The 13,303-nt window shown below is 73.1% G+C and carries 11 protein-coding genes; 6 read left to right on the top strand and 5 right to left on the bottom strand.

The window, feature by feature from the left end; genetic code table 11:
- Positions 1-36: 36 nt before the first annotated feature.
- Complete coding sequence (locus ACRX5S_RS09730; RefSeq protein WP_436772420.1) at positions 37-834, bottom strand: FadR/GntR family transcriptional regulator; 798 nt, start codon at positions 832-834, stop codon at positions 37-39.
- Entirely contained in the window at positions 831-1,778 is a 948-nt protein-coding gene (locus ACRX5S_RS09725; protein ID WP_436772419.1) for an aldo/keto reductase, read from the bottom strand. The genes ACRX5S_RS09730 and ACRX5S_RS09725 overlap by 4 nt, the downstream gene beginning before the upstream one ends.
- A gap of 226 nt (positions 1,779-2,004) precedes the next feature.
- Here ACRX5S_RS09725 and ACRX5S_RS09720 point away from each other — a divergent pair, with 226 nt between their 5' ends.
- Both ACRX5S_RS09720 and ACRX5S_RS09715 read left to right on the top strand, forming a co-directional pair.
- Positions 2,005-3,207 carry a DegT/DnrJ/EryC1/StrS family aminotransferase gene (locus ACRX5S_RS09720; protein ID WP_436772418.1) on the top strand — a complete coding sequence of 401 codons (1,203 nt, stop codon included), beginning with the start codon at positions 2,005-2,007 and terminating at the stop codon, positions 3,205-3,207.
- A 103-nt stretch (positions 3,208-3,310) separates the two neighbouring features.
- Positions 3,311-4,267: a threonine ammonia-lyase gene (locus tag ACRX5S_RS09715; protein ID WP_436772417.1), complete on the top strand. Its 957-nt coding sequence runs from the start codon at positions 3,311-3,313 to the stop codon at positions 4,265-4,267.
- Between the two features lie 15 nt (positions 4,268-4,282).
- On the opposite strand, the gene ACRX5S_RS09710 is transcribed toward ACRX5S_RS09715, so the two are convergent.
- Positions 4,283-5,029 (bottom strand): nucleotidyltransferase family protein, encoded by a 747-nt coding sequence (locus tag ACRX5S_RS09710; protein ID WP_436772416.1) that lies wholly within the window; start codon positions 5,027-5,029, stop codon positions 4,283-4,285.
- Positions 5,030-6,082: 1,053 nt separating this feature from the next.
- On the opposite strand from ACRX5S_RS09710, the gene ACRX5S_RS09705 reads away from it, so the two are divergent.
- Both ACRX5S_RS09705 and ACRX5S_RS09700 read left to right on the top strand, forming a co-directional pair.
- The gene (locus ACRX5S_RS09705) at positions 6,083-6,661 is read left to right on the top strand and encodes a hypothetical protein (RefSeq protein ID WP_436772415.1); all 579 of its coding nucleotides are present in this window, start codon (positions 6,083-6,085) and stop codon (positions 6,659-6,661) included.
- 190 nt (positions 6,662-6,851) lie between these two features.
- Positions 6,852-7,514, top strand: a complete 663-nt coding sequence (locus ACRX5S_RS09700; RefSeq protein ID WP_436772414.1) for a hypothetical protein — start codon at positions 6,852-6,854, stop codon at positions 7,512-7,514.
- Positions 7,515-7,541: 27 nt separating this feature from the next.
- Here ACRX5S_RS09700 and ACRX5S_RS09695 read toward each other — a convergent pair whose 3' ends face one another.
- Complete coding sequence (locus ACRX5S_RS09695; RefSeq protein ID WP_436772413.1) at positions 7,542-9,815, bottom strand: hypothetical protein; 2,274 nt, start codon at positions 9,813-9,815, stop codon at positions 7,542-7,544.
- A 299-nt stretch (positions 9,816-10,114) separates the two neighbouring features.
- Between ACRX5S_RS09695 and ACRX5S_RS09690 the strand changes: the two genes are divergently transcribed.
- On the top strand, positions 10,115-10,972 hold the full coding sequence (locus tag ACRX5S_RS09690) for an SAM-dependent methyltransferase (protein ID WP_436772751.1): 858 nt from the start codon (positions 10,115-10,117) through the stop codon (positions 10,970-10,972).
- A 130-nt stretch (positions 10,973-11,102) separates the two neighbouring features.
- Here ACRX5S_RS09690 and ACRX5S_RS09685 read toward each other — a convergent pair whose 3' ends face one another.
- On the bottom strand, positions 11,103-11,747 hold the full coding sequence (locus ACRX5S_RS09685) for a GDSL-type esterase/lipase family protein (protein ID WP_436772412.1): 645 nt from the start codon (positions 11,745-11,747) through the stop codon (positions 11,103-11,105).
- A 302-nt stretch (positions 11,748-12,049) separates the two neighbouring features.
- Here ACRX5S_RS09685 and ACRX5S_RS09680 point away from each other — a divergent pair.
- On the top strand, positions 12,050-13,303 hold a 1,254-nt coding region (locus ACRX5S_RS09680; RefSeq protein ID WP_436772411.1), incomplete at its 3' end, for a glutamine synthetase.

The raw sequence follows: 13,303 nt of genomic DNA, 5'->3' as shown, positions 1-13,303 counted from the left end.
GGACCGCGTCGCGGCCGTCCCTCCCGGCGAGGCACCTCAGACCCGAACGGCCCGCTCGCCGTGCCCTCGCAGCGGATACTCCTGCGCTCCCGCGATGTGCCCCGCCGCCACCCGGTAGGCCTCGGCCTCGTCGCCCGACTCGACGAGGTCGATCAGTCGGCCGTGCACCCGCAGCCCCGCCTCCCGCGCCGCACGGTCCGTGTCGGCCAACGCGGCCCCGGCCCACGCCTGTTCCTGCCGCGCCCACAGCACCTCGACCGCGCCGAGGAGGATCTGCATCGTCGCGTTCCCGCACAGCGCCACCAACGCCTCGTGGAACGCCCGGTTCTCGCGCAGGTACTCGCGCCCGTCCCCGAGCGCCGCCGCCATCCGCCCGTGCACCGCCCGCAGGTGCGGCACGACCTCGGTGGCCCGGTCGCCGCGCGCCGCACACAATGCCGCGCACACCGGCTCCAAGTGCCGCATGGCGCCGGCGAGATCGGCGAGCGCGACCTGCCGCGCGTGCATCACCATCCCGAACATGTGGGCCGCATCGGCGGGTTGCGGCACATGCACCACCGCCCCGCCCGCATTGCCGCGCCGCACCGTGATCAGGCCCTCGGTCTCCAGGATGCGGAACGCCTGCCGCACGGTCGTGCGCCCGACGCCGAACTCGGCCATCAGGTCGTCCTGTTTGGGCAGCGCGCCGCCGTCCGGCACGACCCCGTCGAGGATCCGCGCCCGCAGCCGCGCGGCGACCGCGTCCGCGATGCTCGGGCGGCGCACCGCCTCGGCGACCGCGGTCGGCCGCCCGGTGCGGGGCGGCCGACCGGCGTGCACCGGCGGACCGGTCACTCGTCCTCGACCGGTCCCTGCACCGCGAGGCGGGAGATCCCCGCGACCTCCTCGGCGGTCAGCTCGACGAAGGCCGCCGCGTTCGCGACCACCTGCTCGGGCGTCGTGGCGCCGACCAGGACCGACGGCACCTCGGGCTGCGCGGCGAGCCACGAGAGCGCGAGTTGCAGCAGCGTGTGGCCGCGCTCCTCCGCGTACTCGGTCACCCGCTCCACGATCGCGAAGTTCTCGTCCGTCGCGACACTCGCGAACCACGGCCCGGCGGCCAGGCGCGAGCCCTCGGGGAAGTCCTCGCCGCGCCGGTACTTGCCGCTGAGCAGCCCCGAGGCGAGCGGGAAGTACGGGATCACGCCCAGCCCCAGGTGCCGGGCGGCGGGCACGGTGTCGCGCTCGACGTCGCGGTTGACCAGGCTCCATTCGAGCTGCGTCGCGACGAACCGGGCGCCGTTCGCGTTGCGCGCGATGTGGTCGGCGTCGACGAGCTGCCAGCCGGCCAGGTTGGAGTTGGCGATGTAGCGGACCTTGCCCTGCCGCACCAGGTCGTCGAGGGCGGACAGCGTCTCGTCCAGCGGCGTGTCCGGGTCCGGGAAGTGCAGGTAGTACAGGTCGATGTGGTCGGTGCCGAGGCGGCGCAGGCTGGCCTCGCAGGCGCGCATCACGTGGCGCCGGGAGGCCCCGCCGCCGTACGGGCCCTTGCCGGGCGCGCCGAACTTGGTGGCGACCACGACGTCGTCGCGGCGGCTGCCGAGCGCGCGGCCGAGCATCTCCTCGGAGCGTCCGCCGCCGTACATGTCCGCCGTGTCGAAGAAGGTCACGCCCGCGTCGAGCGCCGCATCGACCACCTTCTGCGCGGCGGGCTCGTCGATGCGCATGCCGAAGTTGTTGCAGCCGAGCCCGACCTCGGAGACCTTCAGGCCTGACGTGCCCACTGTGGTGTACCGCACCGGGTTCCCCGCTCTCTGTGCTCTGTGCTCTGTTCCTGCCGGATAGGCGGCGCCGCCCTGTTCCGGACCGCGCCGCGGCCCCCGTCTTGCCGCCCCATCATAGCCATGATAGCTATAAAAGCGATCGCTGACAGGCTGTCAGATACCTTCGGGCCCACGACCCGCCCTGCCACCGGTCCCCACGTACCCTCCCCCATCCGCCACCGACACCCCCTGGGACGGCAGCATGCGCAAGATCCCGTACGCCGGAAGCGTCCACGACCAGGCCGAGATCGACGCCATGCTCGCGATCCTCAACGGTCCGCCCAGCGCCATGACGATCGGCCGCAACGTCGCCGCCATGGAACGCGAGGTCGCCGCCCTGTTCGGCAAGAGCCACGGCCTCATGTGCAACTCCGGTTCGTCCGCGCTCTACCTCGCCATCGAACTGCTGCGCCTGGCGCCCGGCGACGAGATCATCACGTCGACGCTCACGTTCTCCACGGACATCGCCCCGATGGTCAAGGCCGGCCTCGTCCCGGTGCTCGCGGACGTCGACCCCGACTCGTTCCAGATCGACGTCGACCGCATCGAAGGCCTCATCGGCCCGCGCACGAAGGCCATCCTCACCCCGAACCTGGCCGGGAACGCCCCCGATTGGGACCGGATCCGCGAAATCGCCGACCGACACGGCCTGGTCGTCGTCGAGGACTCCTGCGACGCCCTCGGCGCCACCCTGCGCGGCACCCCCACCGGCACCCGCGCCGACATCTCCGTCACCAGCTTCGCGATGAGCCACATCATCACGTGCGCCGGAAACGGCGGCATGGTCCTCGTGGACGACGAGGCGCTGCGCGACCGGGGGCTGATGCTGCGCCGCTGGGGCCGCCGCTCCGAACTCCAGTTGTTCGGCTCGAAGAAGGGCAACCGCGACTTCTTCGAGGAGATCGACGGCGTGCTCTACGACAACCTGTTCATCTTCGACGAGATCGGCTGGAACTTCGAGCCCAGCGAACTCGGCGCCGCCTTCGGTCTGGCCCAACTCGCCAAGTTGCCGCAGTTCCTGGCGACCCGTCAGCGGCACTTCGCGGCGCACCACGCCTTCTTCTCCAAGCATCCCGAGGCGTTCGTCGCGCCGCGCCAGACGGACGGCCTGGAGACGGGCTGGCTCAACTTCCCCGCCATCGTGAACCCCGAGGCCGGTTTCTCGCGCGGCGACCTCCAGCAGTTCCTGGAGGCGCGCGGCGTCTCCACGCGCACGGTGTGGTCCGGCAACATCCTGCGGCAGCCCGGCTTCAAGGACATCGCGCACCGCGCCGACCCCGACGGCTACCCGAACGCCGACCGGGTCATGGAGTACGCCTTCATCGTGCCGCTCAACCACCGCATGGACGACGAGGACACGGCGTACATCCACGAGCAGGTCGAAGCCTTCCTCGCGTCGCGCTGAGGAACCACCGCACCGGACGGATCGCGGTCGCGTGAGGACGGATCGCGCGGACGGCCGCCACGGAAGACCCGGGGCCGTCCGCGCAGCGTCTACGGTGGCACGTATGACTAACCTGGTCACCCTCGACGAACTCCGCGAAGCCCACAAACGCGTCGCGGGAGCGGTGGTGCGCACGCCACTGCTCCCGTGCCCGCACGGCGACGCCGACCGTCCACTGTGGCTCAAGCCCGAGAGCCTCCAGCCGATCGGCGCCTTCAAGCTGCGCGGCGCCCACAACCTGATCGCCTCGCTCACCGACGCCGAGCGCGCCCGCGGCGTCGTCGCGCACTCCAGCGGCAACCACGCCCAGGCCGTCGCCTACACCGCGCGCCGCTTCGGCATCCGCGCCGTCATCGTGATGCCGGACACCGCGCCCGCGGTCAAGGTCGACGCGACGCGCGCGCTGGGCGCCGAGATCGTCCTGGTCACGCGCGAGCGGCGCGACACGGCCGCGTTCGAACTGGCCGCCGAGCACGGGTACACGCTGGTGCCGCCGTACGACGACCGCCGCATCATCGCGGGCCAGGGCACCGCGGGGCTGGAGATCGCAGAGGACCTGCCGGACGCCTCCACGGTGCTGGTGCCGGTCAGCGGCGGCGGACTGATCTCGGGCGTCGCCACGGCGGTGAAGTCGCTGCGGCCGAACACGAAGGTGATCGGCGTCGAACCGGAACTCGCGGGCGACGCCGCGGAGTCCCTGCGCACCGGGGTGCGCACGACGTGGACCCCCGAGGCGACGTACCGCACGATCGCGGACGGGCTGCGCACCACCTCCGTGGGCGAGCTCCCCTTCGCGCACCTTCAGCGCTACGTCGACGACATCGTCACCGTGACCGAGGACCAGATCCGCGCCGCGGTCCGGTTCCTCGGCCGCTCCGCGCGCCTGGTCGCCGAGCCGTCCGGGGCCGTCGCGACGGCCGCGTACCTGTTCCGGCGGGACGCGCTGCCGCCCGGCCGCGACCACGTCGCGGTCGTCAGCGGCGGCAACGTCGACCCGGCGCTGTACGCGGAGCTGATCTGACGCGTCGGCCCGCTCTCACTCCGCCTGCGCGCGCAGCTCCTTCGCGGCCTCGGACAGGTCCTTGGCCGTGTCGATGGCCCGCCAATACGCGCCCTGCGGGATCGGGAACCCGGCCAGCCGCTGCTCGCGCGCGAGGCGTGGGAACGTCGTGCGCTCGTGGTCGCCGACGTCGGGGAGCAGCGCGGTGAACTCCGCGGAGAAGACGTACACGCCCGCGTTGATCAGGTACGGCGACGGCGGCGCCTCGATGAAGTCCAGGACGTGGCCGAACTTGTCGGTCTCGACGACCCCCCATGGAATGCGGGGGCGGGCCAGCGAGAGGGTCGCCGTCGCGTGCCGCTCCTCGTGGAACGCCGCCATCTCGCGGAGCGAGAAGCGGGTCCAGATGTCGCCGTTGGTGGCGTACCACGGCTCCTCGGGCCGGGGCAGCGCGGCGGCCGCGAACTTCAGCCCGCCACCGCGTCCGAGCGGCTCCGTCTCCACCACCGTCGACACCGCGAGCGGCAGGTCCGCCGTCTTCAGCCAGTCCTGCAACACCTCGGCGAGGTGCCCGCACGAGATCACGACATCGGTGACCCCCTCGGCCGCGAGCCACGCCAACTGGTGCCCGATGATCGGCGTGCCGGTCCCCGGAATCTCCACCATGGGCTTGGGCCGGTCATCGGTGTAAGGCCGCAGCCGCGACCCCTGCCCGCCGGCCAGGATCACGGCCTGCGTGACATCACGGACAGCATGCGACGCGCTGTGTGGTGCGGAAGTCATGCCCAGACCTTAGCGAGTCCCCCCGCCCCCACCGAACCCCGCGCGGGCCCGCTGCGCGACGCGGCTGACCGCGCGACGCAATCCGCGCGTGGGACGCCGGCCGAGAGTCAACACCGAGCGGGCCCACGGCACGCCGCGGCTGTCACGGCAACGGACGCAACGCAGGCCGCGGACCGCACGCCGTAGTGCGCGGTGCGAGAAGTCGGACGGCCACCCGGCGGATCCCGCGACGACCGCTGGGCCCGCACGCGGCCAATCGGCTTCCGCGGCCTGGCGCCGGCCCAGTCCCCACACCACTTGGAGAGCCCGCGGCACGCGAAGCCGGCGCGCGGAAGGTGTGGCGGCACGGGGACGAAGGCTGCCGCGGCAGGCGTGCGAACGCCCGGCGGCCGCTTGGCGGATCCCGCGACGACCGCTGGGCCGCATGCAAGAAGACGGTGTCCCCGCAGGGCTTTCAATCAGGCACGCCATGCTCGCGCTGAAGGGCGCGCAGTGACCCGGGCAGCGCGCATACCGCGTGCGGACACCGGGCGCGACTCGCCGATCCGAGCTCGCGGGTGACTCAGCTCCAGCGGCGGCGGGACTGGGCAGCGGGGTCGCGCCTTTGTCTTTGGCGAGCGCACGGCGCACACGAAGCCGGCGCGCGGAAGGCATGCGGGCAGATGGACGAACGCTGCCGGTCGCAGGGCGTGGTCACACGGCGGCTGCGCAGCTTAAGGCCCGTGGTGCCCGAGCAGGCCGCACGGGCGGGGCGTTGGGCGGTCGCGCAGTGAGACCCGTGCGGTGGGGCGGTGCTGGATCTCGGTGCTGGGCGTCGGGGGCTGGTTGTCGGTGCTGGGTTGTGGACTGGGGGTGTTGGTGGGTTGGGGGGTTTGTCCGGGTGTATTGGGTGGGGTGGCGGGTTCGCCTTCTGGTGGGTCGGGGGTTGCCTCTTTCGGTGGGGTTGTCCGGGTCACTAGCATCCGACGTGGGACGTCCGCGTGGCCTGGTTCAAGCCGGTGGGGACCGGATGTGGTCGCGGGGTCCATGGGGGCGATCGGTGGGGGGCTCGGAATGAACCGTCGTGTGGTCGGGTGCGTGGCGGCCGCGCTCGGCATGTGGTTGCTCGTCGGCTGCTTCGAGTCGGACGAGAACGGCCGTGCGCACGGCGTGCCTTCGACGCCCGGCGCGGCGCCGTCCGCGCCCGGGTCCACGGTGACCGCGCCGACGACGGACCTCCCGCGCGTCACCGGTTGCGACCTGCTGACCGCGGACCAGGTGCAGGCCGTGCTCGGTGCCGCCCAGATCATGCTGCGGCCCGAAGACAGCGGCCGTACCTGCCAGTTCATCGGCCCCACCGGCGAGGCGGTGCTCACCGTGCGCATCGGGGACGTCCCGCGCGCACTGCTCGGGGGGCCGGAGCAGGTCGCGCGCCTGACCGCGTCGCCGACCGCCCGCACCGAACAGGTACACGGCCTCGCCGATGCCGCGGTGTTCTACAGCGACCCCGGCAAGGCCAACGGCATCGCGTTCGCCCGCGGCCGCGGCGAGCGCGTGACCAGTGTGAACCTCACCGCGGGCGGCCCGAACGCGCAGTCCGGGCTGCCCACCCTGGAGATCCTCGCCCGGCAGGCGTACACCCGGCTCCCCTGATCCGCACGCCCGCCCGCGTCCCTCGGCCGCCACCTGGACCGTGGACCGGATGATCACCGGGCTTCGGCGACCAACCGGTCCGTGCCACTCTCCCGTGCACTCCGCGTCCACACCGGTCGGTCCGATCTGCCACGATGGGGCGGCGCAGGAGGGGCCCCGCCGGGGTCCAGCCGAAGGGAGCCGCCGCAAGATGCCGTCCCCAAAGACCCGAGTCGTGTCGCGTACGGCCGACGTGCGCGCACGCATCCCCGACGACCCGCGTTCGGCCCGGCTGCCCGCGCCGCAACGTCCGCGCCTGGACCGCCGCACGGACCCCCGCGACGCACCCGCCACACCCCCCGAACCGGCCGACACCGCGGACACCGCCGGTAGCGCCGGAACCGATGCGGAACTCCGCGCGCTCACACTCGCCACGAACCGCACCAGCACGCGCACCAGCGCGACCGGCGGCCCGGCGCTCCCGCTGCGCGACGGCGTACGCGTATACCTCGAAGGCCTCCCGGCCGCGGCGGCGTCGGCGTACGCGCAGCCGGTCGACGACCTCGCCGAGGCCGAGGTGGCCGTGCTCCGGGTCGCCGCGGCAGCCGGCACCGGGACGACCGACGAGGACACCGACCGCGTCCTCGACATAGCCGCCGCGGTCCCCACGATCGTCGTGCTTCGCGTCGAAGGACCGTGCCCCACACCGGAGTTCGCCGACAACTGCGCCGCCCTGCTGATCGACCTCGGTGCGCCGGACCAGACCGTGCTGGACGTCGTCTTCGGCCGCCACGCTCCCCTGGGCCGCCTGCCCTTCCCGCTCGGCCCCGCCGAAGACCCCGAGTTCCCGCAGGACTTCGGCCTCACCTACTGAAAACGCCGAACACGCCGTGCCGCCGCGTCACTCCTTCGACGCCGCCGTCGGCACCGTGAGCAGCAACGGGCTCGGCGGCGGCAGTTGCGGCGTCCGCCCCGGTGCCGGCAGGCCCGGCAGGTGCAGGGCGTCCTTCCGGGCGCGATCGGCGTTGAGGACGTCGACCGCACCGCGCGCATCCCCGATGGTCGCGAAGTCGACGGCGACGAAGGTCACCTGGCCGCCGCGCTCCGCCTCGCACTGCCGGGCCCGGTCCAGCACGAACTGCCGGGAGTTGACGCGCCCCGCGTCGATGCGGCTGCCGCCCTGCGCGGTGACGAAGTGGTTCATCAGGAACAGGCGCTTGCCGGTGCCGCCGCGGTTCGGGACGCAGCTCATCGACTCCGGGTCGGGGAAGGTGTACGGCGTCTCCATCGCGTACTCGTACAGGTTCCGGTACCGGGGATCGGGCCCGTCGGCGCGTTCCGCGAAGACGACCAGGCGATCGTTGCGGTTGATCATGTCGCGGAGCGTCGGCCACGGCGCGGCGGGGTCGACCGGCGGCGTCGCGAGGAAGCGGTCGACGCCGGACTGCTCGATGGCCTCCATCATCTGTGTGCCGTCGACGGCGTCCTGCACGATGAGCGTGACCACCTCATTGGGGTTGTTGTCCAGCCAGTCGCCGACCTGCCGAAGGGTGGCGACGAGGGGGATGGCACCCCCGCGGCACAGCGAGTGGCAGAGCCAGACGCCGGGCCGCGCCGGGGCGTACCGGTCCACCACACCCGCCATGATCTGCTGCTCCTCCGGCGTCAGGTCGCCGCTGGCGAGCCGGGCGGCGATCTCGTCGGGGGTCTCCCACCGATAGGAGTCGATCAGCAGCGCCCGGGCCCCCAGGTCGAGTTGGGTGACCAGGTCGGGGTCCTGGAGCGGGCTGATGAAGCGGTCGGCGGTGGACGACATCGAATTGTGCGTGGCGAGGTACGCCACCTCGTCGTAGCCGCGGTCGCACAACTGGCGCATGCCGTTGCAGCGCCGCTCCTTGTCGGGGTCGCCGACCGTGGGGACCGGGACCAGGATCGTCAGCGCCAACGCACCCGCGGCGCCGGCGGCCGCGAAGCCGGTGATGGTACGCGCCCGCGAGCGCTTTACCGGCGCGCGCCCGCGCTCGTGGCGGCGGATCGCCACGGTCGCCAGCCCGGCGAGCACCGCGCCCGCGACGACCGGCACCGCGGACGCGGCCACCCACACGCCGACGATGTCGCGCGTGGCGGCGTCCTGGAGGTCGCCGACCAGAACCCGCACGGACGGCGCCCAGCCCCCGCGGTCCTCCGGGATCAGGTGCGGGGCCGCGGCCCACGCGACCAGGCAGACGGCGGCGGCGATCAGGCCGCCCGCGGCGAGCGCGGCACCCGGGCCGCGCAGGCGGCCGAGTCCGCGGTACGGCGCGGTACGCCACAGCACGAACAGCCCGCCGAGGGCGAACGCGCACGCCAGCGTCAGCATCTTGCCGAGCCCGAAGACCGTGAAGGCGCGCAGTTGCGGCAGCGGTCCGAGGTTGACGTCGGTGTCCTCGGCCCGCACGTCGATGACGAGGTCCCACTGCTCGCCGTTGCTGAGCTCGGACAGCCCGTGCTGCGCGTCGAGGACCTTGTCGCCGAACAGCGCGGGCACCACCGCGACGAGCACGCCGCCGAGGTCGTTGGCGCGCAGCGAGGCGATGACCGGTTCGCGCAGCGGCGCCCGCCGGTCCTCCGGGAGTTTCTCCAGGATCACGTCGGCGACCTGCGGCGCCGCCTCGGGCGCGAGGTCGAGGGCGGGGAGGCTGTCCGGACTGCGGCCCTGCGCGAGCGCGTCGAGCGCGCGCTGCACGGACGCGACGAAGGAGGGTGCGTTGGCCTCGGTGACGGACGGCACGTCCCCGGTCAGGTCGCCGACGAAGACCTCGGCCACCCCGCCGAGGTTGTTGATCACCGGCTTGAGGTCGACCGTGAAGTGCAGGTCGCCCCTCTCACCGCGCAGGTAGGCGACGGTCTGGCCGATCTGGTCGGCCGTCATGCCGCGCAGCGTGGACGGCGGCAGCACCAGCCGCAGGTTGGCGGTGACCTGGTTGGGCGGCACGGGAAGACGGGCGAGCAGGTCCTGCGTTATGTCGGCCATCTCGGGGTCGACCAGGACCTCGTCATAGAGGCGGTTGTAGCTGTCCTCGCGTTCGAGGACGGAGTCGTACCACGCCTCGTCGAGGACGGTGGTGCGGGCGACGCCGAGCCCCGTGATGATCGCCACACTGATCGCGACCACGATGTACGCGGCGGCGCGCACGGTCCGGACGCGACGGCGCGCACGGCGGTCCGCCGCCTGCGCTGCCTCATGCGTACCAACCGTAACTTTCACCCCTTCAATATAGGAAAAGCCTACCAATCCCCGAAAAAGACACACACGGCCCCTCCCATAACTTCCGGCGGTCCCCCTGACCGGTCCCCTCCGGGCGTCCCCCGGCGCCACGTTCACAGCGCTGCCCGGAAGACGCGCGCGCATCCCTGGTCACCACGCGTTACGATCCCGCGTGACGGAACATCAACTCCCAACAGCGGCACAGGAGTAGGGGACGCGTGAGCGGCATCGAGGACATTTCGGATGGTCCGGGCGAGGACGCCGGCGACGGCCGGCTGCGCGCGGAGGAGGGCGACGACTGGGCGCCCACCGGCATCGACGTGAGCAAGCCGAGCATCGCTCGCGTGTACGACGCGGTCCTCGGCGGCAAGGACAACTTCGCCGTCGACCGGGTCATCGCGCAGCAGTCCCAGGACATCGTCCCGGAGATCGGCGACGTCGCCCGCTTCAACCGCGACCTGCTCGGCCGCGCGGTCCGCTTCATGGCCGAGTCGGGCATACGCCAGTTCCTGGACCTGGGGTCCGGGCTCCCGACCGTGCAGAACACCCACCAGGTCGCCCAGGCCGTCGCGCCGGACGCACGCGTGGTCTACGTCGACATCGACCCGATCGTGCTCGCGCACGGCCGGGCCCTGCTGGCGGAGAACCACAACACCACCGTCGTCACCGCCGACCTGCGCGACCCCAAGGCCGTGCTGGACCTGCCGCAGGTACGGGAGTTCATCGACCTCGACCAGCCCGTCGGGCTCATGCTGGTCGGCGTCATCCACCACCTCGGCGACGACGAGGACCCGGACGGCATCGTGCGCGCCTACCTGGAAGCGCTGCCCGCCGGAAGCTACTTCCTGCTCACGCACTTCTGCGCGTCGAGCCCGGACGCGCTCGCGCTCGAAGGCGCGCTGCTGACGAGCCTGGGCACCGGCCGTTTCCGGACCCTGGAAGAGATCACCGCGTACTTCGACGGGCTCGAACTCCTCGACCCGGGCGTGGTCTACCTGCCGCAGTGGCGTCCGGACGAGCCGGTCGGCGAGGAACTGACCGTCGGACAGCGCCTCATGGCGGGCGGGCTCGCCCTCAAGCACTGACCCGGCGCGAACCGCGGTGCGCGGTGCGGGCGGTCGGCCGGTCAGCGGCCGCCCGCGCCACGGAGTACCGGGCTTGACCGGGGCGTGTCCTCACGTTCCCGCGGGCCCTGCGGGAACGTAGCGTCACGACCTACGCGTCGGCCGGGTGGGCCAGGCCGTCCAGCCAGGGCCACCAGCCGCCTTCGGCCACGAGGTCGGCGAGCATGGCGTGGCCGACCGGGCCGCAGTGCGCGGTGTCGCCGTACGCCTCAATGCTCTGCCACCACGCGTCCCGCCCGCGCAGCGCGTCGTGCACCGGCACGAACGGCACCCCGAGTTCGGTGCAGACCCGGCCGAACGCGGCCTCCAGCGCGCCCAGATCGCCGCGCCCGGTGTCGCCGTCCGGGATCGGCGGAACGCCGAGCACGAGCGCGGGCCACCCCGCGTCGCGCGCGGTCTCCAGGACGGCCCGCAGATTGCGCACGCTGTCGTCCGGAGCGACGCGTGGGACACCCTCCTCGTACGTGCTGTCGTTGAGGCCGAACGCGAAGACCACACCGTGCGCGTCCCCGCCGAGCAGGCGGCGCGCGGCCTCGTCGAACCAGCGGCCCGCGACGTCGGCGGACGTCTCGCGGCGCACACCGAGGTTGTACGCCGTCAGCCGGTCGCCGCGCGCGTGCGCACGCCCCGAAAGCCGACCGACCCAGCCGCCCTCGCGGTCGCCGACACCTTGCGTATAGGAGTCGCCGACACAACAGATGCGCAGGTCGGGACCCGGTGGGTGGGGAGGTTCCATGATCGCGACCCTAGAGGACGGCGGCCCGGGGCAGCCTCCGGTTTTCGGTGCCCCGCCATGGCGGGCCGACTCCGTGGCCTCCCCCGGCGGCCCGACCCTGCGGCCTCCCCCGACGGCCCGACTCCGCGGCCCGGTTCCACTTCCTGCTTCCGCGCCCCGCCCGGGCACCCCGCCCCGGCGGCCCGCCTGCCGCCCGGCGCGCATCACGGTGCCGTCCTCACCCCACAGCCCGACCGCCCACCTGCGCTTGTCACCCGAACGGGGAGTTTCCGGCAATCCGTCGACCCCGGCAGGATTGCCGCATGGCGGCCACCGAGACTCCCCCTTCCCCTGCCCTCCACGGGACTTCCGACGCAACCGTGGCGGTGGACGCCGAGTTGCGGTCCGAACGCGCGGCGCGCGCCCGGATCGCCGCGGCCGAGCTGACCGCGCGCGACGTGACCGGCGTGGTGGTCGGCTGGATCGACAACGCGGGCGTCTGCCGCGTGAAGACCGTCCCCGTCCGGCAGTTGGAGCACGCGGCGGCATGGGGTGTCGGCGCGGCGCCGTGCTTCGACGTGTTCCTGGTGGACGACTCGATCACCGAGAGCACCTGGATCGGCGGCCCGGTCGGCGATCTGCGCCTCGTCCCCGACCTTGACCGGCTCGTCCCGCTGGCCGCACAGCCCGGCTGGGCCTGGGCGCCGGGCGACCGCGTCACCCAGGACGGACACGTCCACCCGGGCTGCGCACGGCAGTTCACGCGGCGCATGTGCGACGCGGCGGCGGACCGGGGCTTCGCGCTGCGCGCGGGCTTCGAGGTGGAGTGGATCGCGGCGCGGGCCGGATCGGCCGACCGGGCGGCCGGGGTGACCGAGGCGGGCGCGATGCCCGAGGTGTCGACCGACGGTCCCGCATACGGCATGACGCGCGTCGTCGAGTGCTCCGACTACCTGCGCGACATCCTCCGGGCCCTGGACGCCCAGGGTTTGACGGTGCTTCAGCTCCACCCCGAGTACACGCCAGGGCAGTTCGAGGTGTCGGTCGCCGCCGAGGACCCGGTGGGTGCGGCCGACAGCGCGGTCCTGGTACGCCACACCGTGCGCGCGGTGTCCGCCCGCCACGGCCTGCGCGTCTCGTTCGCGCCGGTGGTCACACCGGGCGCGGTGGGCAACGGCGGCCACCTGCACCTGAGTTTGTGGCGGGACGGGCTCAACCTCATGCACGGCGGCGACGGACGGCACGGCCTGACCGCCCCGGGCGAGGCGTTCCTCGCGGGCATCGTGGACGCCCTCCCGGCGCTCGTCGCCGTCGGCGCGCCCTCGATGGCCAGCTACCTGCGGCTCGTGCCGTCGCACTGGGCCGGGGCGTACCGCTGCTGGGGGCTGGAGAACCGGGAAGCGGCGGTGCGGCTGATCACCGGGAGCGCGGGCGAGCGGGAGTCCGGCGCCAACGCCGAGGTGAAGTGCTTCGACGCGGCGGCCAACCCGTACCTCGCCATGGGTGCGGTGATCGCGGCGGGGCTGGACGGCGTCGCGCGCGGCGCGGAGCTGCCGCCCGAGACGACCGTCGATCCC

This window comes from Yinghuangia sp. YIM S09857, from assembly GCF_051388915.1.
Lineage (GTDB): Bacteria > Actinomycetota > Actinomycetes > Streptomycetales > Streptomycetaceae > Yinghuangia.
Note: the sequence above shows the minus strand (reverse complement) of the source record. Positions and strands in the feature narration are given on the sequence as shown.